A 26216-nucleotide genomic window follows, 5' to 3' on the forward strand; every position below is an offset into this window, starting at 1 on the left:
GGAAATGACAAACGAATTTGTATTAGAAGCAATCACAAGAGAATTTCCGGAATCTGTCATTTCAAGCTCAGAACCTTATGGAATGCTGACGATTGAAGTGAAAAAAGAAGATATCAAGAAGATCATTCACTATCTTAAAGATTCATCTTTGGAATTTAACTTCCTTACAGATATCTGTGGTATTCACTACCCTGAGTTCCCTGAAAAGGAAATAGGCGTTGTATACCATTTGCATAATATGATGGCCAATTTCAGATTGCGTCTGAAAATATTCATGTCCAGAGAAAACATCGAAGTAGATTCTCTTACAGAACTCTATGCCGGGGCAAACTGGATGGAAAGAGAAACGTATGATTTCTATGGGATTAAATTTAAAGGACACCCGGATCTTAGACCTATTTTGAATATGGAAGATCTTGGATACCACCCAATGTTGAAAGAATATCGCCTTGAAGACGGTACGAGAACCGATAAGGATGATAATATGTTCGGAAGATAAAAATAATGCAATAAGCAGTAAGCAGTAAGCGATATGCTTAAAGCCTAAAGCCTATAGCCTAAAGCATTTAAATTATGAAAGATAACTCATTATCTAATATACTAAACCAGTACGAAAGTAAGGAACAGATTGACGGACAATTGTATACCCTCAATCTAGGACCCACCCACCCTGCTACTCACGGGATTTTCCAGAATATCTTGACGATGGACGGAGAGAGAATTCTTCACGCTGAGCAAACGGTAGGATATATCCACAGAGCATTTGAGAAAATTTCTGAAAGAAGAAACTACTCTCAGATCACTACTCTTACTGACCGTATGAATTACTGTTCTGCACCCATCAACAATTTAGGTTGGCACATGACAGTAGAGAAACTGATTGGCGTTAAAGTTCCAAAGCGTGTAGATTATATGCGTGTTATCTTGATGGAGCTGGCAAGAATCGGTGACCACCTGATCTGTAACGGGGTAACCGGAATGGACTCAGGAGCTATTACAGGGCTTACTTACATGTTCATCGAAAGAGAACGTATTTATGATATGTATGAGCAGATCTGCGGAGCAAGGATGACAACCAATATGGGGAGAATCGGAGGTTTTGAAAGAGATTTTACACCAAAGTTTCATGAGTTATTAAAAGACTTCTTAAAAACCTTCCCGCCAAGATTCAAAGAATTCTGTACCCTACTGGAAAGAAACAGAATTTTCATGGACAGAACCATCGGTACAGGAGCTATTTCTGCCGAAAGAGCATTAAGCTACGGTTTCACAGGTCCAAATTTACGTGCAGCAGGAGTAGATTATGATGTAAGAGTTGCACAGCCTTATTCTTCCTATGAAGATTTCGACTTTATTATTCCTGTAGGAACTTCAGGAGATACTTACGACCGTTTCATGGTTCGTCAACAGGAAATCTGGGAATCCATAAAAATCATCAAACAAGCATACGAAAATCTTCCGGAAGGACCATTCCATGCGGATGTTCCTGACTTCTATCTTCCTGAAAAGGCAGATGTTTACAGTAAAATGGAAGCATTAATCTACCATTTCAAAATTGTAATGGGAGAAACTGATGTCCCGAAAGGAGAAGTTTACCACGCCGTAGAAGGCGGAAACGGAGAATTAGGATTCTATCTTGTGAGTGATGGAGGAAGAAGCCCTTACAGACTTCACTTCAGAAGACCATGTTTCATCTACTATCAGGCATACCCTGAAATGATTACAGGTTCTGTAATTTCAGATGCCATTGTAACGATGTGTAGTATGAATATTATTGCGGGAGAATTAGACGCATAATTATAAGATAAAAGAAGAAAGATAAAAGACTTCTTTCTTCATATTTAAATATAAATTGAATTTAGAACACGAATTTCAGAGTCTATTCTCTCTTTTTCTATGTTCTTTAATCTTAGATAAAAAATGAGCGAAACAATAGCTTTTAAACCGGAAAGTTTAGCACAGGTACATAAAATTATCGCAAGATATCCTGAAGGAAGACAGAAATCTGCTCTTCTTCCTGTACTTCACTTAGCACAGAAAGAATTCGGAGGATGGTTAGATGTTCCTGTAATGGATTATGTTGCTGAACTATTAAGTATCCAACCGATTGAAGTATATGAGGTGGCTACTTTCTATACTATGTTTAATATGAAGCCGGTAGGTAAATATGTTTTGGAAGTTTGCAGAACAGGACCTTGTATGGTTTGTGGAAGTGAAAAAATCCTAGACCATATCAGAACCAAACTGAATATTAAGGATGGAGAAACTACTGAAGACGGCATGTTTACATTAAAGCCTGCTGAATGTCTTGGAGCATGCGGATATGCACCAATGCTGCAGTTAGGAAAATTCTTTCATGAAAATTTAACAATAGAAAAAGTAGACGAAATCCTTGAACTTTGCAGACAGGGACAACTTGCTTTAGACTAATAGAAATTTTAAATTCTAAATTTTAGATTTTAAATTATTCACTTAATGTTTAATCATAATTAATGCAAGAAGCCAAAAGCTAATTGCAAGAAGCAAATAACAATGAGTAAAAAACTTTTACTTAAAGACGCACATATAGAAGGTATTCGCTACTTTGAAACGTACCGTAAACAGGGAGGTTATACAGCAGCTGAAAAAGCCTTGAAAATGACTCCTGACGAAATTCTTGAAGAAGTAAAAGCTTCAGGATTAAGAGGACGTGGTGGAGCAGGATTCCCAACAGGGATGAAATGGAGCTTTTTGGCAAAACCTGAAGGCGTTCCAAGACACCTTGTTGTCAATGCGGATGAATCTGAACCCGGAACATTCAAGGACAGGTATCTGATGGAGTTCCTTCCTCATTTATTGATCGAGGGAATGCTCATTTCTTCTTACTGTTTAGGTTCCAATACTTCTTATATCTACATCCGTGGAGAATATTCATGGATTCCTGATATCCTTGAAGAAGCTATTGAAGAAGCCAAAGCAGCAGGATTTTTAGGTAAAAACATCCTGGGAACAGGTTTCGATTGTGAAATTTATGTTCAGAGAGGTGGTGGTGCATACATCTGCGGTGAAGAAACTGCATTGCTTGAATCCCTTGAAGGAAAAAGAGGTAACCCAAGGTTAAAACCGCCATTCCCGGCTGTAAAAGGACTTTGGGAAAGACCAACGGTAGTAAATAACGTTGAATCTATTGCTGCCATTGTTCCAATTATTGATATTACAGGTGCTGAATATGCTAAAATCGGAGTGGGAAGATCTACAGGTACGAAATTGATTTCTGCTTGTGGAAACATCAACAAACCGGGTGTATACGAAATCGATATGACCATTACCGTAGAAGAATTCATCTACTCTGATGAATATTGCGGTGGTATTAAAGACGGAAAAAAATTAAAGGCTTGTATTCCGGGAGGAAGTTCTGTTCCAATCGTTCCAGCTAACTTATTGCTGAGAACAGTGAACGGAGAGCCAAGATATATGAACTATGAATCATTGGCAGATGGTGGTTTTGCTACCGGAACTATGATGGGTTCAGGAGGTTTCATCGTTTTGGATGAAGACCAGTGTATTGTAGACCACACAATGACTTTAGCAAGGTTCTACAATCACGAAAGCTGCGGACAATGTACTCCTTGCCGTGAAGGTACGGGATGGATGTACAAGATTTTAAAGAAAATCGAGAAAGGAGAAGGAAAAATGGAAGATATCGATCTGCTTTGGGATATCCAGAGAAAAATCGAAGGAAACACGATTTGTCCGTTGGGTGATGCAGCAGCTTGGCCGGTTGCAGCAGCAATCCGTCACTTCAGAGATGAGTTTGAGTGGCATGTGAAAAACCCAGAGTTGTCTCAGACACAAAACTATGGATTGGCACATTATGCAGATCCTATCCCGGCTGTTGAAAAAAATGCTTAGTTAAAATGAAGAAGTTATTAGTTGTTGGCTTAATGATGTCAAATTTTGTATTTGCGCAGAACACGAAAAGTGATAGCACAAAATACAATAGATCTGTTGAAGAAGATTTAGCCTATGTGAGTAGCGAGAAGCAGGAAATTAAAGCCGCAAAAAAGGAAAAGCCTTTACCATTAAGCAAAAAAGGGCAGGTTTTCGTATTTTATGGATGGAACAGAGCGGCTTATAGCAATTCTGATATTCATTTTACCGGAAACGGGTACGATTTTCAATTGAATAATGTATCAGCACAGGACAGACCTACAAAATTTGGAATTGTCTATTTTGATCCAAGCTGGTTTACTGTAACGCAGTATAATTTCAGAATAGGATATTTCATTAAAGACAATTTAGCTTTGGTACTTGGAATAGACCATATGAAATATGTAATGGACCAGAACCAGACAGTGGGTTTCAAAGGACATATTTCAGATCCCGAATATGCAGCAATGGTTCAAAACGGGCAGGTTAATCTTGCAGATGAGAAGTTCCTTACTTTTGAACATACGGATGGACTTAATTATGAAAACTTAGGTCTTGAGAAATACAAAAATCTTGTTCATAAGAAAAATATAGATTTAGTATGGTCTTATGGAGCCGGAATCGGATTTATGTTTCCGAAAAGTAATGTAAAACTTTTTGGTAATGAGAGAAGTGACCGTTTTCACGTTGCAGGTATGGGAACTGATATCAGATCCAGTCTTAACTTGGTTTTCTGGAAAAACTGGATGCTGAGAGTAGAAGGAAAAGCGGGTTATATTAATATGTGGGATATTAAAACTACATTGAATAACAAACCTGATAAAGCACGCCAGGACTTTGTTTTCGGACAGATTCTAGGAGGAATTGGATATACATTTAATATTAAGAAATATAAATAACAAAGCCTATTGCTTAACGCATAAAGCTTAAAGCATATCATATGAGCGAAGAAGTTAAAAAATTCAAAATAACTATAGACGGACAGACTACTGAAGTGATGCCTGGTACTTCCATTCTGGAAGCAGCAAGACAAATCGGTGGAAAATCTGTACCTCCCGCTATGTGCTACTACAGCAAGTTAGAGACCAGTGGAGGGAGATGTAGAACATGTCTTGTAGAAGTTTCTAAAGGGTCTGAAGCAGATCCTCGTCCTATGCCGAAATTGGTAGCAAGCTGCAGAACGAATGTAATGGATGGGATGGAAGTGAAAAACCTTACTTCTGAGAAAGCTCAGGAAGGAAGAAAAGCGGTTACCGAGTTCTTATTGGTAAACCACCCGCTGGACTGTCCTATCTGTGACCAGGCAGGAGAATGTCATCTTCAGGATTTAGGATATGAGCATGGTGTAGACAGTACAAGAACAGAATTTGAAAGAAATACTTACGAAGCTGATGATCTTGGACCGAACATCAAATTGAACATGAACCGTTGTATTCTTTGTGCAAGATGTGTGTTGACAGCCAACCAGCTTACAGAAACAAGAGAACACGGTATTCTTTTCAGAGGAGATCACGCTGAAATTTCAACCTATTTAAATAAAGCTTTAGACAATGACTTCATCGGAAATGTTATCGACGTTTGTCCGGTAGGAGCATTAACAGACAGAACAGCTCGTTTTGCAAGCAGAGTATGGTTTACAAAACCAATGAACGCTTCTTGTAAATGTGATAAGTGTTCCGGAAAAGCTGTAGTATGGATGAAAGGTGACGAAATCGTAAGAGTAACTGCAAGAAAAGACCAATGGGGTGAAGTGGAAGAATTCATCTGCGATACATGTCGTTTTGAAAGAAAAGCACTATCAGACTGGAACATCGAAGGTCCTAGACATATCGACAGACACTCTGTAATTTCATTGAACCACTACGAAAAGCCTAAAGATGAGCTAAGAGTTTTAGACAATCCTATGGCTAAAGAAATCAGTGAAAAAGACGAAAAATAAAATTTGAAAATGAGTTAATTTGAAAATGAGGGTTTATTTTGGTGTGACAGTTATAACTTCCATCTTCCAGCTCCCATCTTCTAACTTTTAACATCTATAAAAATAAAAATGGATTTACTTACATTTAAACTTATACTTGTATTAGCACTTTTCCTGCTATCGCTGACGATTGCAGCCTACTCTACATGGGCAGAAAGAAAAGTTGCCTCTATCATGCAGGATAGAATTGGTCCCAACAGAGCAGGACCTTTCGGATTACTGCAGCCTCTTGCTGACGGTGGAAAGTTTTTCTTTAAAGAAGACTTCACCCCTGCTAATGCTGAAAGATTTCTTTTCGTATTAGGACCAGCTTTGGTAATGTTTATTTCATTGATTACAGGAGCTGTTATTCCGTGGGGTAAAAGTTTAAATATTGCAGGTACTTCTTTTGATCTTCAGGTAGCTAACATTGATGTTGGTGTACTTTTCATCATCGGAATGGCTTCAATCGGGGTTTACGGAATTATGATCGGAGGTTGGGCTTCGAACAACAAATATTCATTACTAGGTGCTATCCGTGCTTCTTCTCAGATGATTTCTTATGAATTGGCAATGGGATTAGCACTTCTTTCTATCATTATGATGACGGGAAGTTTAGACTTAAAAGAAATTACAGAAAGCCAGACTACTGGAAAATTATGGGGCGTTATTCCTTGGGGTTCCGGAATGAACTGGAATATTTTCTACCAGCCGATTGCTTTCCTTGTTTTCTTTGTAGCAGCTTTGGCTGAAACCAACAGACACCCGTTCGATTTACCTGAGTGTGAATCTGAATTGGTAACAGGATACTCTACAGAATATTCTTCCATGAAGTTAGGTTTATATATGTTTGGTGAATATGTGAACATGTTTATCTCTAACGCTTTCATGGTAGTTCTTTTCTTCGGAGGTTACAATTATCCTGGTATTGAATGGGTAACTCAGAACTGGGGTGAGAATACTGCAGGAATCTTAAGTATCGTAGCATTCTTAACGAAGACTGTAATCGGAATTCTGATCTTCATGTGGATCAGATGGACACTTCCAAGATTCAGATACGACCAGTTAATGCACTTAGGATGGAAAACATTAATCCCGATGGCATTAGTAAATCTATTGATTACAGGAGCTGTAATTTTAGCATTTGCAAACTAAGAAAATTTGAAAATGAGCTGATTTGAAAATTTGATAATGAAATCAAAGTTTTATCTTTAGCCTATCATATTTCAATCATCAATATTAAATAATTAAGATAGCAGACAAGATTAGTCTAAAATCTGGTGTCTAACATCTAATATCTATAATTAAATGAAACTTACAAACAGATCAAAAGTTGTTTCCAATAAAGAAATGACCCTTGCTGAAAAGATCTACATTCCTGCAATCCTTACAGGGATGGGGATTACACTTAAGCATGCTGTAAGAACCGTGGTAAAAGGTGCTCCCGCAGTATATTCGTATCCGGAAGTACAGAAGCCAAGAACTACCATCTGGAGAGGTCAGCACGTCTTGAAAAGAGACGAAGAAGGCAGAGAAAGATGTACTGCTTGCGGACTTTGTGCGGTAGCTTGTCCTGCAGAAGCCATTACGATGACTGCTGCTGAAAGAACAAAAGAGGAAAAAGGCCTTTACAGAGAAGAGAAATATGCTTCAGTATATGAAATTAATATGCTAAGATGTATTTTCTGCGGTATGTGTGAAGAAGCTTGTCCTAAATCTGCCATCTATCTTACTGATAGATTAGTAGATGTGGAAACCAACAGAGGTTCTTTCATTTACGGAAAAGATAAACTAGTTGAAAAAATAAATGAAAGGATTGATATCACGACAAGACAATCCGAGAAACAAAAAAATGCGGTAAAATAATGGATCAGTTTTTATTTTTCTTGGTGGCGTTTTTAGCAGTGGCAAGTGCAGTTTACTTTGTGTTTGCAAGAAATCCTCTCTATGCTATTTTGTCATTAATTGTTACAATGTTTTCAATTGCAGGAATGTACATTCTTTTAAATGCACAGTTCCTGGCAATTATCCAGATTATAGTGTACGCAGGTGCCATCATGGTACTTTTCCTTTACATCCTGATGATGCTTAACCTTAATAAAGGAGACGAAAGTAAGAAGAACAATACTTTAAAGTTTGTTGGAGTTTTTACAGCAGGTCTTCTTTTAGTAGGTGTGCTGGGAGTTTTCAGAGGAGTACAGGACAAGCACATTGTTGTTGAAAATGTAGACAGAGGTATCGGTCTTACAAAAAATCTGGGTAGACTTTTGTTTAATGAATATGTTTTACCGTTTGAGCTTGCTTCCATCCTAATTCTGGCAGGTATTGTAGGCGCGGTATTAATCGGTAAAAAAGATTTATAAAATTATGGGAGAAGTAAATACATTTATACAAAGCATCCCTTTGGACTACTTCATCATTCTTTCATCAGTATTGTTCTGTTTGGGAGTAATGGGAGTGTTGCTTAGAAAAAATGCTATTGTGATTCTGGGCTGTGTAGAGCTTATGCTGAATTCTGTAAACCTTTTATTGGCAGCTTTTTCAGCGTATAAAGGCAACGGCGACGGACAGCTTTTAGTTTTCTTCATTATGGTTGTGGCTGCTGCTGAAGTAGCAGTAGGTCTGGCAATTATTGCTATGCTGTATAGAAATACCCGTTCTGTAGATGTGAGTATATTTAATAAATTAAGAGGATAAGAATGGAGAATCTAGTATATGCAATAGTACTTTTACCACTTTTAGGGTTTCTTATTAACGGTTTATTCGGTAAAAATCTTCCAAAAATATTGGTAGGATCTTTGGCTACGGCAATGGTTTTCGGATCATTCTGTATCGCTGTAAGTCTTTTCATGAATTTCAATTCTGAAAGCCAGCCTGTAATCGTAAAAGCTTTTGAATGGTTTAGAGTCAATGGAGTTCAAATCAATTTTGGGTTCCAGATTGATCAGCTTTCTTTAATGATGGTGATGATCATTACGGGTATCGGTTCACTGATCCACTTATACTCTATCGGATATATGAGTCATGACAAAGGATTCTATAAGTTCTTTACTTATCTGAATCTTTTCATCTTCTCCATGTTACTTTTGGTAATGGGAAGCAACTACCTTATCCTGTTCATCGGATGGGAAGGTGTAGGTCTTTGTTCTTACCTGTTGATCGGATTCTGGTACACCAACGAAGAATACGGTAAAGCAGCAAGAAAAGCTTTCATCATGAACAGAATTGGTGACCTTGCGTTATTGATCGGTATCTTCATGATTGCTTCACAGACCAATGCTGTAGATTATCTTTCTGTAGCAGAAAACGCTTCAAAATTTGAATTAGACGGAACAGTGATCATCTTTATCACAGCGAGTTTATTCATCGGTGCTACCGGTAAATCTGCTCAGGTTCCATTATATACATGGTTACCGGATGCGATGGCCGGACCTACTCCTGTATCAGCGTTGATCCACGCGGCAACGATGGTAACGGCAGGGATCTATCTGGTAGTAAGATCCAACTTCTTATTTACTTTGGCACCTACAGTACAGGGAGGAATTTTATTCATCGGATTCTTAACAGCTGCTTTGGCAGGATTCTATGCACTTCGTCAGAACGACATCAAAAAAGTATTAGCTTACTCTACCGTTTCACAGCTTGGATTTATGTTCATTGCTTTAGGTCTTGGAGCTTATACAACAGCGATGTTCCACGTAATGACGCACGCATTCTTTAAGGCTTTATTATTCCTGGGTGCTGGTTCTGTAATCCACGCAATGAGCAACGAACAGGATATGCGTTTCATGGGAGGTCTTAAAAAATATATTCCTCTTACCCACGCTACATTCCTTATCGGAACATTAGCTATCTCAGGTTTCCCTTTACTATCAGGGATGATCTCTAAAGACGAAATTTTAGTAGCAGCTTTCGCTAAAAACCCTGTTTACTGGGTAATCTTATTTGTTTTAGCGGCAATGACTGCAACGTATATGTTCAGACTGTATTATTTGACATTCCACGGAGAGTTCAGAGGTACTGAAGAACAAAAACACCACTTACATGAAAGCCCGTCCAATATGACATTACCATTGATCGTATTGGCAATCCTTTCTGTAATCGGAGGTTTCATCAACCTGCCACACTTCATCGGTCACGGACATTATGCCAAACTGATGGAATGGTTAAAGCCTGTTCTTACAGAACAAAGCTACAGCCAGATGGAAGCTACTCTTTCAGGAGTACCTTTCAATACTGAAATGATCTTATTAGCAGCAACAATCCTTATGTTCTTCTCTGTATGGTTTATCGTTAGAAACACTTATGTAAAGAAGAAAAAAATGGCAGTTGCAGAAGAAAGCTATACCGGATGGGAAAAGCTTTCTGCTAAAAAATTATACGTTGACGAACTTTACAACGCATTGATTGTAAAAACTGTTGAAGGATTAGGACGCGGAGGAAAGATGTTTGATAAGGGTATCTTAGACCGTTTTGTAAACTTTGTAGGCGATGGTGCTGAAGACAGCGGAAAAGCCATGAAGCGTGTTCAAAACGGAAATGTAGAGACGTATATTCTTATCATGTCTTTAGCGGTGGGAATTATATTAATTGTTAACTTTTTATTACAATAATAATGTCTTGTTTATTATTAACATTATTACTATTACCTCTAGTAGGTTCGGGATTAGTTTTTGCGTGGAAGAGTAATTCCAGCAAATATTTGGCACTGGGAATTGCATTGGTCCAAATGCTTCTTACATTTTATATACTTTCGGATTTCGATTTTACTCCGACAGTAGATAGTGTATTGCAGCATGAGATCAATTATCCTTGGTCACAATTTATGAAGAGCTCTCTTCACTTCGGTATCGATGGGATGAGCATGCTTCTTTTATTATTGACCAACATTCTGGCTCCAATTATTATTTTATCATCTTTCAACGAAAATGTAAACTACAGAAATACATTCTATGGTTTGATTCTGCTGATGCAGTTCGGCCTTGTAGGAGTGTTCACTTCTTTAGACGGATTATTATTCTATATTTTCTGGGAAGTAACTTTGATTCCAATTTGGTTCATTGCCGGACTTTGGGGACAAGAGAATAAAAGGTTTGAATTCACTACGAAATTCTTCGTATATACATTCGTAGGATCATTATTTATGTTAGCCGGATTGATCTATGTGTACAACCACTCAGCATCATTCGCTTTAACAGATCTATACAATGCACAACTGAATGAAGTACAGCAGACTGTGGTATTCTGGTTTATTTTCTTTGCATTTGCAGTGAAATTACCGGTATTCCCTTTCCATACATGGCAGCCTGATACCTATACCTACTCTCCTACTCAGGGATCAATGTTGTTATCAGGGATCATGCTGAAAATGGCAGTATATGGGGTAATGCGTTATTTACTTCCAATCACTCCGCTTCCGATAGCAGGAATTTCAGGGCAGATTGTGATCATCCTTGCCATTGTAGGTATTGTTCACGGAGCATTGATTGCTATTATCCAGACGGACATGAAGAGAATCATTGCGTATTCATCTTTCTCTCACGTAGGATTAATGGTAGCAGGTATCTTCGCTTCTGCAGTAGTTACGCTAAGAGGAACTTTCAATGTGGAAGGAGCTGAAGGAGCTTTGGTACAGACTTTCGCTCACGGTATCAACGTAGTGGGATTATTCTACTGCTGTGATATTTTATACAAGAGATTTAAATCAAGAGACATCAGACAAATGGGTGGTTTAGCTAAAGTGGCTCCTAAATTTGCTGTATTGTTCCTGATCATTATATTAGGTTCAATGGGTGTTCCATTAACCAATGGGTTCATCGGGGAATTTATTTTGTTGAAATCTGTCTATGATTTTAATGGGACAGCAGCAGTAATTGCTGGTCTTACGGTGATTCTTTGTGCTGTATATTTATTGAGATTCTACGGAAAAGCGATGTTTGGAGAAGGAGATGAAGCAGTTTTAAGTACGGCAAAAGATTTATCAGGAGTAGAGTTTTCTGTATTGGCAAGTTTAGCGGTTTTTGTGATTTTACTAGGTATTTTCCCACAACCGGTAATCGACATGGTGAGTAGTTCGGTGAAGTTTATCTACCAATCAATGGTAAGTTAATTTGATATTTTAAGAAATGAGTGTTTTAATTATTGTTTTCCTAACGGCAGTTATTGCGTTATTTTCAGGAGTTTTTGAACAAGGAAAATTCGCAAGATACATTGGGATTTTGGGATTAATCATTGCATTGTATGTAAGTTTTATGCCGGAATGTTCGTTCTTCGACCATTACAAGCATATGTACGAATACAGTGGCAATACCGCATTATTCACTAAAATATCAATCGTAACAACTTTATTGTTATTCTTCCTGGGAGGTTTTGCGTTCAGCAACCACAGAAGCCACCAGTCAGAATTATATGCATTGATGCTATTTGCATTATGCGGAGGGATTATCCTTTTCGGATATCAGAACTTGGTGACGATGTTCTTAGGTATTGAGATTCTTTCTATTCCATTATATGTAATGGCTGGAGCTAACAAAACTGATCTTAGATCCAACGAAGCTTCTATTAAATATTTCCTTATGGGTGCATTTGCAACAGGTTTCTTACTGTTCGGGATTGCGTTCATCTATGGAAGTGCAGGAAGTTTTGACCTGTACAAGATTCATGATTTCGGAGTAGCTAATTCTGGGAATGTAATGTTCATCTTAGGAGTATTACTGATTCTTTGTGCATTGGCATTCAAAGTCGCTTTGGCACCTTTCCATATGTGGAGTCCTGATGTATATGCAGGTTCTCCTTCATTAATCACAGCTTTCATGGCAAGTGTGGTAAAGATCTCCGGATTCTTTGCGTTATTCAGACTGATGACTCTGGGTTTCACTGGAGTTACCCACGAATGGATCAACGTTTTAGGAGTATTCTTAATCATTACTTTACTTTTGGCAAACGTTATGGGTCTTGCTCAGACGAACGCAAAAAGAATGTTGGCTTATTCTTCAGTTTCCCACGCAGGATATATCGGGTTGGTATTCTTCGGAATGACAAGCCTTTCTACTTATAACCTTGCCTTTTATTTATTTGCTTATTCTTTATCTACCGTAGGTGTTTTCATGTGTCTGATCTGGGTAGAGAAATTAAAGAGAGAAACTTCTTTCGGAGCATTTAAAGGATTGGCGAAAACTGAACCTTTATTAGCAACAGCAGCAACGATCTCTATGCTTTCAATGGCAGGAGTTCCTTTAACAGCTGGTTTCATGGGGAAATTTGCTTTATTCTCCCAGGCTATGAACGGTGCAGCTTTCTTAGTATTGGTAGCTGTATTGGGTTCTGCCCTGTCTATCGCTTACTATTTAAGACTGATTATCGCAATGTTCTTCTTTAAAGAATCAACATTCAAATCATCAGAAAAAGTAACCCTTACTTATAATATCATCGCAGGAGTTATTATTGTTTTGATCGTCATCCTTGGAGTTTTCCCGGATTTGTTTGCAAGAATGTTCGGATTGTAAAATCAGAATTTTAAAATATTAAAAGCACAACTTTTCAGTTGTGCTTTTTTAATGATTAATAATCCCCGCTATCTGTCTTTCCAAAAAACAATAAAGAATTACAATATACGTTGCAGAAAATCCCAAATCACCTGTAAATTATATACAATAAAATAAAATTTCCAGACTAACAATATTCTGCTTTTTTCATAACTTTACTCTAAATTTTCAGCTCTTGTCTAATCTCTATAAAAAAGACTCTCCTTTTCAGGTTTATATATCATTCAAAAAATATTTGGATGTTCTGGAGCATATCCGGTATAATGACAGATTAGAGTATAGAGTCAACTATGCAGAATCTTTGATCGAGAGCACCACAAATTTTAAAGAGCTTAAAGAAGGTTTTCAGGACACTGCTTTTCTTGAACAACATGAAGACCTCATCAGACTGCTTCTTGCTGATCTTTTCCCGACAGGTCTTACCAGAAATGAAATAAAAGCAGCCAGTATCCCTCTTTCCAACATCACATTCAATTATACCGAAAGATTTAAAGATATTCTTAAAGATGCCGGAAAAGACTTTGAAATAGAACTCAGAAACATTACAGACAATGAGTTCTATGTATTCTGCTGCTGCCTGATTCTTCAGAGCTACTTCAAAAAAGATATTAAAAGTACTATCCCATTCTATTATGATATTCCCAATAAACAGGGAATCATGAAGCATTATAAGATTACGGTCAATTCAGATTTCACGGAAATTATCCCTACAGAAGAAGCTAAAATTCCATCTGATGATGTGTTGGATATGCTTTTGGAAAACCTGGATGATTTTAAGTTGTGGAAAAAGTATTTCCCTTCAGAATCCTGGATATTAAAAGGCTTCACTATCATTTCATTAGTAGACTGTACCTCAGAGGTGGCACTTTCTGATCTGAAATCAAGCATGATAGAGATTGATCCTGAAGATTTGAATCCCAATGAAAATCTGACGGAAATTTTCAAATCCTATTTTGATGTTTCGGAGCTCAGCTTCGGACTGATGACTTTTAATAAAAAGGAACAGAAACTGGACAAACTTCCCATTTACGACAGCCTTCTGACCAATCATATCCTTGATTTCTGGATTAACGCTTTCGACGAAGATACCCGTAAGAGTACGTTTAATAATTTAAATCACAATTCAAAACCTGTGGTTGTTTCCAATGTAAACAATCTGGATGAAAATGTAAAGCAGCTTCCTTCCTTTAGTATTTTAAAGGACAATAATGTCAACAGTTTCATGGTAATTCCTATCATGAAAGATGGAGAACTTCTTGCTATCATGGAGTTTACCTCTCCTGTTGCCGGAAGTTTTAATGGTTTAAAACTTAAAAAACTGGAGTTTTTCACTGATATGGTTCTTTTCTCTCTGAACAGATTCTACTTTGAGAAAAACTATCAGATAGAAGCTATTATCCAACGTGAATATACGACCATCCACGACAGTGTGGTGTGGAAATTCAGAAACGAGGCTGAGAAATATTTCACAGCATCTCTTGGTAAGAAAATATATACATTAAAACAGATTGCTTTTAAAAACCTTACTCCGCTGTTTGGTGTTTCGGATATCCGTTCTTCTTCCGAAAAACGTTTTAATCTGATGCTGCAGGATCTTAATCAACAGATCGAATGGCTGAATGAAATTTTAATACTCACCAATTCTGATTCAGAAAAATTTGTACTGGCACTGGATGTTTTTGAAAATGAAATCAACAATGAGATCAAAGCAGATACAGAACAACGTTTTCAGAGATTATTAAGGGAAGAAATTCATCCTTTTTTACAGGGAAAACTGGAAATAAGAACCTCCAGAGAAATAAAGGCAAAAATTAAAGACTATTTTTCACACATCTTCACCTCTACGGATCTGTTTTACCACCACAGGAAAAACCTTGATGATTCTATCACCCTGGTCAACCGAAAACTGGCAGATATGCTGGACGAAAGCCAGGTAAAAGCACAGGAAATTTTCCCACACTACTACGAAAGATTTAAATCTGATGGTGTAGAGCACAATCTTTACATTGGGACAACCATTGCCCCTGAGCTTCATTATACTTCAAAAGTAGTCCACAAACTGAGATACTGGCAGCTGAAAACCATTTGTAAAATGGAACTTGAATTTCAGTCGTTCAAAAAATATCTTCCCATACCGTTGGATATTGCATCACTGATTTTTGTGTACAATGAAAAAATAGACATCCGTTTCAGAATGGATGAAAAACGTTTTGATGTGGACGGAGCCTACAATTCCTATTACGAAATCATCAAAAAACGTCTGGATAAAGCCCATGTGAAAGATTCTTCAGAGCGCATCACCGCTCCCGGAAAAATCACCATCGTCTATTTCGGAATGGAAAACCAAAAAGAATATCTTGATTATATTTCCAAACTTCAGAAAAAAGGAGTATTACAGAATGACGTGGAATTTTTAAGGGTAGAAGATCTTCAGGGAATTACAGGATTGTTAGCGCTGAGGGTTTCTTTTACACTTCCACAGGAATAGAAATTATTTAATCTATAAAATAAGCATCCGGTTTCTTCAATTCGCCTTGGGGAATTCTAGCCTGCTCAAAAATAGAAAATTCAATAGTACGGCAGATACTGTTCAGCGCAAGGTCATTTTCTTCCTCACCAAAAGGCTCACCAATCTCCTGAATAATGGCATCAAGGGCGATAAAGGTATAACTGATCAGCAAAACAATTAAAGGCATCATCCAGCCCAAAGAATCTACCAGTCCGAAAGGAAGCCAGAAGCAGTACAGATATACAGTACGATGCAGAAGAACACTGTAGGCAAATGGTAACGGAGTATTATAAATTCTCTCACACCCTCCGGAAATATTAGAAAACTGATTCAGCTGATGGTCCATAGAGGTCATCACAATAGTATCAATATTTCCTTTTTTATTCTGTTCGTTCAGCCAGTCTGCAATGAACCCAAGGATAATACTGGGAATAAATTTTTTATTCTTCACCTGTTCCAGTTGTTCAGGAGAAAGAAGTCTCTCAAGATGCTCTGTTCCGGATTTATCTCTCAGCTGAAAGTTCAGCGACCAGGAAAATGCAGAGATGAGCTTAATGATTTTCTGTTTTTCTTCTTTGGCTGCAGGAGATGAATCGTTCACTAATGATAAAATCTGTCTCGTTAAAGATCTGGTTTCAATCACAAGCAGTCCCCAAAGTTTCCGTCCTTCCCAGAAACGGTCATAGCTTGCAGAATTACAGAACCCCATAAATATAGCAAGAGCCAGCCCTATCAATGTAAAAATCGTAGGGTTCAGATGTACTTTATAATCAAAGATTCTCCCTTTAAAAATGTAGATAGCCAAGGAAAACAGCGTGATGATACTAAGCTGAACAACAATTTTCTTTAATACAGAGCCTCTCCATATAAATAACATTTTCAGCCAATTCGTTCGCTGTCTGACTATCATTTGTGTGTTTATTGTTTAATTAAAGACTAAGAAAAGCAAATCCAAAAGACAGCACAGAAATTATAATCCCTGCCATAAAGACCTTATAAGTGATAGATAAAAGCTTATATTTCCGATCAAGTACCTTTCCAAGATAATACAGATCTTTTACCATAGAATCATAAATATAATCTCTGTCTTTGATCAGATCTTTCATCGCATTGTGGTAATCATCAAATAGCATTTGGTGAAAATTTCCAAAGAAAAGCAGATTCACTTTTCTGTTGGCAATATCATTAGCAGTGAAGGTTGTTTTGGTAACATTGGGCTTGGTAGACAATATTGCAAAGACAATCGTCAGTACGCTGGATAATAGCAGAATGAAACTTGGAAGGATTAGATGGGCATTCTTCGGGGTATCCAGCTTGGGAACCAGTACAGAAAGACAAACCGAAATAATCACGGCATTTACAGATAAAAGGATATTGGCTTTGCTGTCTGCAATGTCGCTCAGTCTTGTATGGTTGTTAAGCGTCACTCTGAACAATGTATCTACACTTCTGTCAGATTTTTCTTTATCCTTTTTACCTTCTGAATTTTCCTTTTTTTCCTCTTTTTTCTCTTCTTCTTTTTCCAGCTTCTTTTCGATCTTTTTAATGTTCTTCTTTTTCAGAGGCTCCCAGTTTTCTTTAGCATAATCCGTATAAAAAGTATGCTTATTTTTCAGCATATCCAGATTTCCGGCATTCCATTCTTCATTAGAGAAACATCTTACATTCGTCAGTTCCCATTCTTTTCTTAAAGCATCGGAAATATCATTATAGTCATGGCCTGCAAAATGACTGAAATCTGCATCTTTTACAATTTTTTCCAGTAAATTCTGAGGTTCATAATGTATTTTCGTAGCCAGAATCAGTTTTTCTACATCCGCAATATAATTTTCCGGATAATTTTCCTCCTGTAAAAAGGCTTTCATCAGTTCCACGCTCCTTTCTTCGTGGTTCAGGGCACACTCTATATACCCGGTATCATGAAACCATAATGCTACGAGTACTTTCTCCTGATCCTCTTCAGAGACAGGAGTATTTTTCATGATTTCCTCAGCCTTATTAACCGTATAGGCAGTATGGATAAAATTATGATAAAAATATACTGAAGATAACTTATCTTTGAATAAGATTTCAACATAATTTTTAGCTTTTTGTAGAATGCTCATTCCTGAAATTTTGTTAATGTAAATTTATGAATTTATCCTTTAAAACTCATCTAAAAAATACTTCTATTGTTCTTCGAACTGTAATGTCCGCAGGAGTCCTTTATTCCTGTGCTACCTATAACGTACAAAAGGGCAAAAACTTATTTGAAGTAAAAGATTCTGAGATAAAATCTGAAAATGATTTTAAACTTTTTCTGATTGGAGATGCAGGAAACGCAGATGAACCTCAGGCGCAAAAAACACTGAGTTTACTGAAAAGCAAACTGGATTCTGCCGACAGCAACTCTATGCTGATCTTTTTGGGAGACAATATCTATCCTAACGGGATGCCTAAAGAAACAGATAAAGAATATGCTTCAGCGAAAGAAAAACTGGAAAATCAGCTTGCCATAACCAAGAATTTCAAGGGAAAAACATTGGTAATTCCAGGAAATCACGATTGGTACAACGGACTGGAAGGATTGAACACCCAGGAAGGACTGGTAAAAACATACCTTAACGACAAGAAAGCCTTTCTGCCTAAAAACGGATGCCCTATTGATGATATCAACGTTTCTAAAGACATTAAGCTTATTGCGGTTGATACAGAATGGGTTATTGCCAACTGGGACAATTACCCGGGAATCAATAAAAACTGTAATATCAAAACCCGTGAGGATTTTTTCACAGAATTTAAAGATCTGATCATTAAAAATCAGGGTAAAAAAATTATTATTGCTTTACACCACCCCATTATAAGCAGTGGAACTCATGCAGGCTTTAATTCTGCAAAATCACATCTTTTTCCTTTAAAAAGTAAGGTTCCTGTTCCCGGGGTTGCAAGTTTAATCAATATCTTAAGAAGTTCTTCCGGAGCCAGCCCTGAAGACATCAATAACCAGCATTATGCAGATCTCGCCAACAGGCTGAAAAGCATCGTTCAGGATAATGAAAATATTATTTTCGTTTCCGGGCATGATCATAATCTTCAATACCACGAAGACGGAAACTTAAGACAAATCATCAGTGGTGCAGGTTCTAAGACAGACCCCTCTACCATTATAGAAAAAACAGATTTTTCTTACGGAGGAAGTGGTTTTGCTGTTTTGAATTTCAGGAAAGACGAAAGTACAGATGTTGAGTATTTTTCTACAAAAGATGCACAGCTTCAAAAACTGACTCATATTTCAGTAATTTCCAAACCTGACGTATTTGTCAATAATTTTCCCAATTCTTTTCCACAGACCTTTTCCTCAACTATCTACCCGGTACAGCTTACTCAAAAAAGAAAATTTTACCGCTGGCTTTGGGGAGATCATTACAGAAGCTATTACGGAATTCCGATTGAAGCGCCAACAGCCAATCTTTCAGAGTTAAACGGCGGCTATATTCCTTTCAGAGAAGGTGGCGGAAACCAGTCCAACAGCTTACGCCTGAAATCAGCGGACGGCCAGGAATTTGTGATGCGTGGAGTGAAAAAAAGTGCCATCCGTTTTCTTAACAATATGGCTTTCCAGAAAAGTACATTAGGAGAAGAGCTTGCAGATACATTCCCTGAAAAATTCTTATTGGATTTTTATACTACCAATCATCCTTTTACTCCGTTTACCATTGGAAATATGTCTGAGAAACTGAATATTTTCCACAGTAATCCAAAACTTTATTATATTCCTAAACAACAAGCTTTGGGGAGATATAATGAGAATTACGGAGATGAAATGTATATGATTGAAGAACGTTTTTCTTCTGACCCTAAAACATTGGCTTATCTCAACAACGCAAAAGATATCGTTTCTACAGATGATGTATTAAAGAACCTCAGCAAAAGCAATAAATATTCTGTTGACAGGGAATCCTACATCAGAGCAAGATTATTTGACATGCTTATCGGTGACTGGGACAGACATTCGGATCAATGGAAATGGGCAGAATATGAAGAGGGTGACAAAGTAGTTTATAAGCCTATCCCTAAAGACAGAGATCAGGCATTCAGTAAGTATGACGGAGCTGCATTTAAGCTAATTATGAATGTTCCGGCAATCCGCCATATGAAAACCTTTACAGAAGATATCAGCAGTGTAAAGTGGCTTGCTATGGAACCCTACCCGATGGATCTGGTCTTTTTAAAAGGAGCTGATCAGACGGAATGGGAAACCCAGGCAAAATATATTCAGGAACATCTTACTGATGCTGATATTGATGATGCTTTCCATAATCTTCCGAAGGAAGTACAGGACGATACCATTGCTGAAATTCAGAGAAAACTGAAAGTGAGAAAAACAAAACTTCAGAACTATGCCGCTCAGTACTATGATGTGCTGCAGAAAAAAGTACCTCTGGCAGGAACTGTAAATCCTGATAAGTTTGTCATCACCAAAAATGGACATTCGGTACTTGTACAGCAATATAAACTAGGCAAGAATAAAGATCAGAATGAACTCGTTTTCGAAAAAACCTATCATGATTCAAAGACAAAAGAACTGTGGATCTACGGACTGGAAGATGATGATATCTATGAAGTAACAGGAACCGGAAATCCCAAAATGAATATCAGACTGATTGGCGGATATAATCATGATACTTATAATGTTGCTGATGGAAGAAAAGTGAAGATTTATGACTTTAAATCTCAGAAGAATACCTATAACGCCGGTAATGCAACTAAAAATATCACTGATGATTATGACATCAACAGCTATAATTATAAACACCCGAAATACAATTCCGTTGCAGGATATCCAAATCTGGACTACAATCCGGATGACGGTGTCATTGTAGGTGTTCTGGCCAATTATACGGTTAATAACTTCATTCGCGATCCTTATACCCAAAAACACAGCTTAAAAGCTAACTTTTATACTGCTACTGCAGGATTCAGTCTTACCTATAAAGGGATATTTAAAAAGGCAATCTCAGGTTGGGATTTAAATCTGGATGCATTTTATACAACTCCAAGGTTTTCTCAAAACTTCTTCGGGCTTTCCAATGAAAGTGAATATGACAAGGAAGATACAGAAAGAGAATATAACAGAGCCAGAATTTCTAAATTCAACTTTGCACCTTCTATCTCTCAAAAGAGCTGGATGAATCTGAGCCATCAGTTTCAACTGACTTTTGAAGATAATAAAGTACAGAGAAAAGCTGACCGTTTCATTAATCAGTCACCGGATGTAAGACCAGGCGTATTTGACAGCCAGCAGTTTGTAGGAGCCAATTACACATTTGGTTACAAAAATGCAGATAATATGGCTTTCCCTACTCTTGGACTGGAATTTATGCTGAATGCTGATTGGAAAGCAACCCTTTCTGACTTTAATAAAAACTTCCTGACTTTAAAAGGAAAACTTGCCATTGATCACAGAATTGATAAAAAAGGAAAATTTGTTTTTGCCAATGCCAGCAATGTCATGTGGATGAATAACAATAATTTTGAATTCTATCAGGCAGCTGCTATTGGGGGCAATAATGGGATGAGAGCTTTCAGAAACGAAAGATTCTCAGGAAGATCTTATTTTACCAATAATTCAGAAATACGATGGGATTTCGGAAGGGTAAGAAACAATATTGTTCCTGCAAATATGGGAATCCTTATCGGATATGATATCGGCCGTGTATGGAATGACGGTGAAAATTCCAGAAAATGGCACCAATCTGCCGGTGCCGGTGTATGGCTGAGCATTGTAGAAATGATGTCCGCAAGACTTAATTATTTCTATGGCTCAGATGGCGGAAGACTTTCTGCAGGGATAGGAATGAAGTTTTAAAAACAACCAATTTAATGCATTCTATTCATATATTCAAAAACCCCACAGATTTCTCCGTGGGGTTTATTTTATTTTTTATGGTATTGGAAAGTATAATAATACCTGTCCGTTGGTATCGTATTTATAATTCCATATTTTTGTTGATGTTTTTGGAGGAATATTTCCATTAGCCGGATTTAAATTTTCAGTAACAGAGACTTTTTTTCTGAAATTATTAGCAGATAAGCTTTTCTCATACAAATCATTATTGAGCAGATAAAGTTTTTTAAATGGATTTGCAGCATTATCAAAATCAGAATATGTAATCGTAGTCAACTTATTATCTATTCCACCTATTCTTTCTATGAGCTCGCTTTTAATAAGGTTATTGTTGCTATAATAATAGGTCGTGAAATATTCGTAACCACCAGGACCTTCAAATTTCCAGTAAATCTTTTTTAATTTATCCTGTTCATAAGTATAAGTTTTGGTATCAGCTACAGAACCGGGGCCAGTTACATTATTTACGTAATAATGCTCTTGTTTTACAGGCCTGTTATTCTCCATGGTAAAACGATACTCATGATAGCCTTGAAAGTTGACTCCTTCCAATTCACTTACGATAACTTTATTATTGCTGTAAGACAGTGTAGTAATCTTATCGGGGAAAAACATATCCTCCATCTGCATAAATATTTTATAAAATCTTCCTTTGACATTGGTTAAATTTCCATTTTCAAAGGTAAATTCATAAAATTCTTTAGGATTAGGTGTTCCGACACCATCTACCCCATAAGCATAAGCTTTTTCAGTTTGTATAACTGGAGGCGGTGGTGGAGTGTCTGCCGGGATGTCATCACTGCTGCTGCATGAAAACAGACTTAATGCAACTGAAATGTAAAACAATTTTTTCATGGTTGGTTAGTTTATTTTTTATAAAAATATACAATTTAGTTTTAAAAAGATATTCATTAAGTTCTCAATATGAAAGACAACTCATATATTGTCATTATCCTTACTTTGCAATACAAACGTCAATTAACTTTGTAACATCTGACATTCATGATCTGTTAAAATGGAAAATATAACAATACCTGCCCGTTGGCATCGTAATTATAAGTCCATTTTGATTTTGATATTCCAGGCTGAGGAGGTATGCCTCCAGGATACTCTGCATATTCAATAACTGATTCCTTAGCTCTAAAATTATTTTTTGATAAACTTTTTTCGTAAAAGTCATCATTGACCAGATATAATTTCTTAAATGGATTTTTAGCATTGTCAAAATCTGAATACACGGTAGTTGTAAACTGCTTATTCTTACCTGATGTCTTTTCTAAAGTTTCGCTTTTAGAAAGGTTATTATTCCCATCAAAATAATACGTGGCAAAAAGTTCCTGATATCCTCGCTTTGTATATACATTTATTGTATTGGCTCCATAGGTATAGGTTCTTGACATTTCCAGTTCGGCATCAGTTCCATTCTTATAATACTGTTCAGCCTTAATGGGTCTGTTATTTTCCATCAGATAAGAAGTCGTTCTATAACCAGAAGTTGTTTCTGTTTCAAGGTAATCTATCTGTACCTTATTGTTTGTATAAGTTAACTGAGTAATTACATTAGGATAAAAAAATTGGTAATTAGCTGATACATTATAGTTTCTGCCAAGCATTTTCTTTAAAAGTCCATTTTCATAGAAAAACTGATAGTATTTTTCAGGACTGGCAAATGTTGAGCGCTGGTCCATCTCAAAAATATACCCTTTATCGGGTTGTAAATCTTCAGTTTGAATTTCAGTTACAACGTCATCATTAGTACTGCAAGAGAATAGACCTAGTACTAACAAAATATAAAAAAATTTCTTCATGGTTATTTAAATTGAATGTAAAAATAAGAAGAAGATATCTAAAAAGAAAACGTATACACATTTCCCCCTTCATCCTTCCCTTTCTCATCAGCAATCATTACTGTTTTATCATCCAGAAAAACAATAGCTTCCTTCTGGGAATTATGGTTCAGTGGAATTTTCTGAATTTTTGCAGCACTGAAATCGTTGGCTGTAAAGCCTGTAAGAACGTGTACATTTTTATGCGTCAGCAATACAATTTTATCCTTTGTACTGTTGATCGTAGCTGAAGTAATGGCTGCATCATTATAACCACCCTGAAGTTTTAGTCTTCCTACCAGCTTTGCTTCAAAATCACCTTCTTTATTAGGTACCTGGAATACAAGGAAAGTTCCATCAAAACCCTTACTTCTGTTTTTTGTGAATAAGTAGAAGTTGCCATCCATTTCTACAAAAGCCTCACAATCGTACAACAGGTTCGATTTTTTTGGTGGAAACTCCGTCTGCCCCTGGTAGTGGAATTTTGTAGTCTGAACGACCTTTGTTGTTGTCTGTGTACTGTTGGTAAGATCAGTTTTTAAAATCGCAAGATCGGTACGGTTATTATCATTGTTGCCAAAATCTCCAATATAAATATTTCCCTGAGCATCTGATATGATGTCTTCCCAGTCTGTATTTTCTATATTTTCTACAGGAACTTTTGCCAACATTTCACCTTTATCATTGATGCCGTATACTGCATTTTTATTCCCTCTGTCTTCTATCACCCAAATGATCTTCTTATCTTTTGATAAAGCAATTCCGGAGACTTCCTTCAACTTTTTCGGTAAGGAAAACTGGACTTTTAGCTCATCCTCGTTAGTTGGAGAATTCTGAGCTTTTGGATTGCAGCTCAATAAAAGTAAAGCAGGTAATATAAGAAAACGTAACATATTTATTTTTATTTTTTTAATTGAATATAAGAAACATTAATTGTTCCAATCAGAAGTTATGAAAGTTTTTTGGCCTTTTCCCACAGAACATCCATTTCTTCCAGAGACATATCTGCCAATTTTAAATCCTGTTCTTCGGCAAGTCCTTCCATCTTTTGAAATCTTGAAATAAATTTCAGATTGGTTCTTTCCAGAGCAGAATCGGGATTAATTCCTGAAATTCTTGCATAATTGATCAAAGAGAAAAATACATCACCCAGCTCCTGTTCTTTTTTATCCAAATCGGTTTCAGCATGAAACTCCTGAATCTCTTCATCTACTTTTTTCCAGGCATCTTCAGCATCATGGAATTCAAAACCGATTCCTTTTACCTTATCCTGAATTCTGTAGGCTTTTACCAAACTCGGCAAACTTTTCGGCACTCCTCCTAAAATGGATTTGTTTCCTTCTTTTAATTTTAATTTTTCCCAATTCTGTTTCACCTCTTCCTCATCTTTCACTTTAGTATCTCCATAGATATGAGGATGACGGAAAATCAATTTTTCATTAAGGGAATTGATCACATCTGCGATATCAAAGCTTTCTTTTTCTGAACCAATTTTAGCATAAAAAACCAAGTGAAGCAAAACATCTCCAAGTTCTTTTTTTATTTCCTGCAGATCATTCTGTAAAATTGCATCTGAAAGCTCATAGGTTTCTTCAAGGGTAAGATGGCGAAGTGACTCTAAAGTCTGTTTTTGATCCCACGGACATTTCTCACGCAGATCATCCATGATATCCAGTAATCTTCCGAAGGCCTCTAGTTTCTCCTGTTTCGTATTCATAAGTAATGGAAAATTCAATCTTATACAAATGTAAGGGATATTTTGGGTATGTGGTAGTGGTTTGGAATGAAAGTTAAGAGTTTGCAGGTATGGAGTACAAGAACGGATCGAGATGATATGTTTAATGTTTAATGTTTAATGTTTAAAGATAAAGACGAAATTTGAACTCAGTAGAAAATTTCCCTAACCCCTAATCCCTGCTACCTATAATCTGTTACCTCCCACCTAACAAACAAAAAGCCCTGTCAGAAAATTTCCTGACAGGGCTTCGTATTTTTAATTCAAATTGAATGAATTATCCTTGTTTTCTGTGTGTACTTTTTGGAGCTGATTTTGCAGCTGAAGTAGCTTTTACTTTTGGTGCAGCAGGTTTTTCTGCTTTTGGAGCTTTTTTAGCTTCTTTTTCAATGTTTAGTTCTTCCGCCGGCTCTCCATCCAAAGTTTCAGGTTCTGCCTTTACAAAACTATCAGGAGTAATATATCCCGCTTTATGAAGAACATTGTACCACTGAGCCAATTTCTTGATATCAGAAGAATATACTCTTTCTGTATCATAGTTAGGTAAAGATGCCAACATAAAATCTTTCAGATCTGCATCAGAAGATTTGTGAGAAATTGTTTCTTTGTAATCGTTGTTTTTAGCAATATTTTCAAAAACCTCGAACAAAGGAACTTCTTTTTCAAATGTAAACATGGCAATATTATCCAACAAACTTACCTGGCTTGAGTTTCCAATACTTACTTTTTTCTTACTGGTAACATCTTCAATGATGAATCCGTTTCTTAATTGAGAAACTAATTTGTAAAGTCCTGGCTTTCCAGAAATTGAAATTATTTTTTCTAACAGCATAATTTTATTTTTTGTAA

At 36.8% G+C, this 26216-nt stretch carries 22 protein-coding genes; 15 read left to right on the forward strand and 7 right to left on the reverse strand.

The features are described from left to right. Positions 1–4 precede the first annotated feature (4 nt). The 14 genes from FW781_RS17060 (at position 5) to FW781_RS17125 (ending at position 15898) form a co-directional block, all read left to right on the forward strand. Entirely contained in the window at positions 5–499 is a 495-nt protein-coding gene (locus FW781_RS17060) for an NADH-quinone oxidoreductase subunit C (protein WP_047424001.1), read from the forward strand. A 74-nt stretch (positions 500–573) separates the two neighbouring features. Further along, positions 574–1797, forward strand: coding sequence for an NADH dehydrogenase (quinone) subunit D (nuoD, locus tag FW781_RS17065; protein WP_149388509.1), 1224 nt, complete (start codon positions 574–576; stop codon positions 1795–1797). 123 nt (positions 1798–1920) lie between these two features. Then, on the forward strand, positions 1921–2430 hold the full coding sequence (locus FW781_RS17070; RefSeq protein ID WP_047377758.1) for an NADH-quinone oxidoreductase subunit NuoE family protein: 510 nt from the start codon (positions 1921–1923) through the stop codon (positions 2428–2430). Between the two features lie 102 nt (positions 2431–2532). Further along, positions 2533–3891 (forward strand): NADH-quinone oxidoreductase subunit NuoF, encoded by a 1359-nt coding sequence (nuoF, locus tag FW781_RS17075; protein WP_105684342.1) that lies wholly within the window; start codon positions 2533–2535, stop codon positions 3889–3891. A 5-nt stretch (positions 3892–3896) separates the two neighbouring features. Then, complete coding sequence (locus FW781_RS17080) at positions 3897–4808, forward strand: hypothetical protein (RefSeq protein WP_149388510.1); 912 nt, start codon at positions 3897–3899, stop codon at positions 4806–4808. Between the two features lie 41 nt (positions 4809–4849). Next, positions 4850–5848, forward strand: a complete 999-nt coding sequence (locus FW781_RS17085; protein WP_047382170.1) for a 2Fe-2S iron-sulfur cluster-binding protein — start codon at positions 4850–4852, stop codon at positions 5846–5848. 108 nt (positions 5849–5956) lie between these two features. After that, entirely contained in the window at positions 5957–7021 is a 1065-nt protein-coding gene (nuoH, locus tag FW781_RS17090; protein WP_105684411.1) for an NADH-quinone oxidoreductase subunit NuoH, read from the forward strand. A 153-nt stretch (positions 7022–7174) separates the two neighbouring features. Beyond that, positions 7175–7732, forward strand: a complete 558-nt coding sequence (locus FW781_RS17095; protein ID WP_047382163.1) for a NuoI/complex I 23 kDa subunit family protein — start codon at positions 7175–7177, stop codon at positions 7730–7732. Then, a complete protein-coding gene (locus FW781_RS17100; RefSeq protein ID WP_047377753.1) occupies positions 7732–8229 on the forward strand; it encodes an NADH-quinone oxidoreductase subunit J family protein in 498 nt (165 codons plus the stop codon). Before FW781_RS17095 ends, FW781_RS17100 begins: the two co-directional genes overlap by 1 nt. Positions 8230–8233: 4 nt before the next feature. Continuing rightward, positions 8234–8563 carry an NADH-quinone oxidoreductase subunit NuoK gene (gene nuoK, locus FW781_RS17105; protein ID WP_002983557.1) on the forward strand — a complete coding sequence of 110 codons (330 nt, stop codon included), beginning with the start codon at positions 8234–8236 and terminating at the stop codon, positions 8561–8563. A gap of 2 nt (positions 8564–8565) precedes the next feature. Further along, on the forward strand, positions 8566–10479 hold the full coding sequence (nuoL, locus tag FW781_RS17110) for an NADH-quinone oxidoreductase subunit L (RefSeq protein ID WP_149388511.1): 1914 nt from the start codon (positions 8566–8568) through the stop codon (positions 10477–10479). Between the two features lie 2 nt (positions 10480–10481). After that, entirely contained in the window at positions 10482–11975 is a 1494-nt protein-coding gene (locus tag FW781_RS17115) for a complex I subunit 4 family protein (protein ID WP_149388512.1), read from the forward strand. 16 nt (positions 11976–11991) lie between these two features. After that, complete coding sequence (locus FW781_RS17120) at positions 11992–13371, forward strand: NADH-quinone oxidoreductase subunit N (protein ID WP_149388513.1); 1380 nt, start codon at positions 11992–11994, stop codon at positions 13369–13371. 214 nt (positions 13372–13585) lie between these two features. Further along, positions 13586–15898 carry a GAF domain-containing protein gene (locus FW781_RS17125; RefSeq protein WP_149388514.1) on the forward strand — a complete coding sequence of 771 codons (2313 nt, stop codon included), beginning with the start codon at positions 13586–13588 and terminating at the stop codon, positions 15896–15898. 7 nt (positions 15899–15905) lie between these two features. Here FW781_RS17125 and FW781_RS17130 read toward each other — a convergent pair whose 3' ends face one another. Both FW781_RS17130 and FW781_RS17135 read right to left on the reverse strand, forming a co-directional pair. Then, positions 15906–16829, reverse strand: coding sequence for a bestrophin family protein (locus FW781_RS17130; RefSeq protein WP_149388515.1), 924 nt, complete (start codon positions 16827–16829; stop codon positions 15906–15908). Between the two features lie 19 nt (positions 16830–16848). After that, positions 16849–18024, reverse strand: coding sequence for a Pycsar system effector family protein (locus FW781_RS17135; protein ID WP_149388516.1), 1176 nt, complete (start codon positions 18022–18024; stop codon positions 16849–16851). 26 nt (positions 18025–18050) lie between these two features. Here FW781_RS17135 and FW781_RS17140 point away from each other — a divergent pair, with 26 nt between their 5' ends. Further along, complete coding sequence (locus FW781_RS17140) at positions 18051–21767, forward strand: metallophosphoesterase (RefSeq protein WP_149388517.1); 3717 nt, start codon at positions 18051–18053, stop codon at positions 21765–21767. 75 nt (positions 21768–21842) lie between these two features. Here the strand turns inward: FW781_RS17140 and FW781_RS17145 are convergent, their stop codons facing one another. From FW781_RS17145 to FW781_RS17165, 5 genes are all read right to left on the reverse strand, one after another. After that, positions 21843–22661: a hypothetical protein gene (locus FW781_RS17145; RefSeq protein WP_149388518.1), complete on the reverse strand. Its 819-nt coding sequence runs from the start codon at positions 22659–22661 to the stop codon at positions 21843–21845. A gap of 155 nt (positions 22662–22816) precedes the next feature. Beyond that, a complete protein-coding gene (locus tag FW781_RS17150) occupies positions 22817–23614 on the reverse strand; it encodes a hypothetical protein (RefSeq protein ID WP_149388519.1) in 798 nt (265 codons plus the stop codon). 38 nt (positions 23615–23652) lie between these two features. Further along, entirely contained in the window at positions 23653–24525 is an 873-nt protein-coding gene (locus FW781_RS17155; protein ID WP_149388520.1) for a hypothetical protein, read from the reverse strand. 56 nt (positions 24526–24581) lie between these two features. Then, positions 24582–25349, reverse strand: a complete 768-nt coding sequence (mazG, locus tag FW781_RS17160) for a nucleoside triphosphate pyrophosphohydrolase (RefSeq protein ID WP_149388521.1) — start codon at positions 25347–25349, stop codon at positions 24582–24584. Between the two features lie 295 nt (positions 25350–25644). Further along, positions 25645–26199, reverse strand: a complete 555-nt coding sequence (locus FW781_RS17165; protein ID WP_149388522.1) for a DUF5606 family protein — start codon at positions 26197–26199, stop codon at positions 25645–25647. Positions 26200–26216 lie beyond the last annotated feature (17 nt).

Origin of the sequence: Chryseobacterium panacisoli, from assembly GCF_008274625.1 — a bacterium.
In the GTDB taxonomy this organism is placed as follows: Bacteria; Bacteroidota; Bacteroidia; order Flavobacteriales; family Weeksellaceae; genus Chryseobacterium; species Chryseobacterium panacisoli.

What these genes read in the sequence shown, in the direction of transcription:
- FW781_RS17060 (WP_047424001.1), top strand. Translation starts at nt 5, where the DNA reads ATGACAAACGAATTTGTATTAGAAGCAATCACAAGAGAATTTCCGGAA.
- nuoD (WP_149388509.1), top strand. Translation starts at nt 574, where the DNA reads ATGAAAGATAACTCATTATCTAATATACTAAACCAGTACGAAAGTAAG.
- FW781_RS17070 (WP_047377758.1), top strand. Translation starts at nt 1,921, where the DNA reads ATGAGCGAAACAATAGCTTTTAAACCGGAAAGTTTAGCACAGGTACAT.
- nuoF (WP_105684342.1), top strand. Translation starts at nt 2,533, where the DNA reads ATGAGTAAAAAACTTTTACTTAAAGACGCACATATAGAAGGTATTCGC.
- FW781_RS17080 (WP_149388510.1), top strand. Translation starts at nt 3,897, where the DNA reads ATGAAGAAGTTATTAGTTGTTGGCTTAATGATGTCAAATTTTGTATTT.
- FW781_RS17085 (WP_047382170.1), top strand. Translation starts at nt 4,850, where the DNA reads ATGAGCGAAGAAGTTAAAAAATTCAAAATAACTATAGACGGACAGACT.
- nuoH (WP_105684411.1), top strand. Translation starts at nt 5,957, where the DNA reads ATGGATTTACTTACATTTAAACTTATACTTGTATTAGCACTTTTCCTG.
- FW781_RS17095 (WP_047382163.1), top strand. Translation starts at nt 7,175, where the DNA reads ATGAAACTTACAAACAGATCAAAAGTTGTTTCCAATAAAGAAATGACC.
- FW781_RS17100 (WP_047377753.1), top strand. Translation starts at nt 7,732, where the DNA reads ATGGATCAGTTTTTATTTTTCTTGGTGGCGTTTTTAGCAGTGGCAAGT.
- nuoK (WP_002983557.1), top strand. Translation starts at nt 8,234, where the DNA reads ATGGGAGAAGTAAATACATTTATACAAAGCATCCCTTTGGACTACTTC.
- nuoL (WP_149388511.1), top strand. Translation starts at nt 8,566, where the DNA reads ATGGAGAATCTAGTATATGCAATAGTACTTTTACCACTTTTAGGGTTT.
- FW781_RS17115 (WP_149388512.1), top strand. Translation starts at nt 10,482, where the DNA reads ATGTCTTGTTTATTATTAACATTATTACTATTACCTCTAGTAGGTTCG.
- FW781_RS17120 (WP_149388513.1), top strand. Translation starts at nt 11,992, where the DNA reads ATGAGTGTTTTAATTATTGTTTTCCTAACGGCAGTTATTGCGTTATTT.
- FW781_RS17130 (WP_149388515.1), bottom strand. Translation starts at nt 16,829, where the DNA reads ATGATAGTCAGACAGCGAACGAATTGGCTGAAAATGTTATTTATATGG.
- FW781_RS17135 (WP_149388516.1), bottom strand. Translation starts at nt 18,024, where the DNA reads ATGAGCATTCTACAAAAAGCTAAAAATTATGTTGAAATCTTATTCAAA.
- FW781_RS17140 (WP_149388517.1), top strand. Translation starts at nt 18,051, where the DNA reads ATGAATTTATCCTTTAAAACTCATCTAAAAAATACTTCTATTGTTCTT.
- FW781_RS17145 (WP_149388518.1), bottom strand. Translation starts at nt 22,661, where the DNA reads ATGAAAAAATTGTTTTACATTTCAGTTGCATTAAGTCTGTTTTCATGC.
- FW781_RS17150 (WP_149388519.1), bottom strand. Translation starts at nt 23,614, where the DNA reads ATGAAGAAATTTTTTTATATTTTGTTAGTACTAGGTCTATTCTCTTGC.
- FW781_RS17155 (WP_149388520.1), bottom strand. Translation starts at nt 24,525, where the DNA reads ATGTTACGTTTTCTTATATTACCTGCTTTACTTTTATTGAGCTGCAAT.
- mazG (WP_149388521.1), bottom strand. Translation starts at nt 25,349, where the DNA reads ATGAATACGAAACAGGAGAAACTAGAGGCCTTCGGAAGATTACTGGAT.
- FW781_RS17165 (WP_149388522.1), bottom strand. Translation starts at nt 26,199, where the DNA reads ATGCTGTTAGAAAAAATAATTTCAATTTCTGGAAAGCCAGGACTTTAC.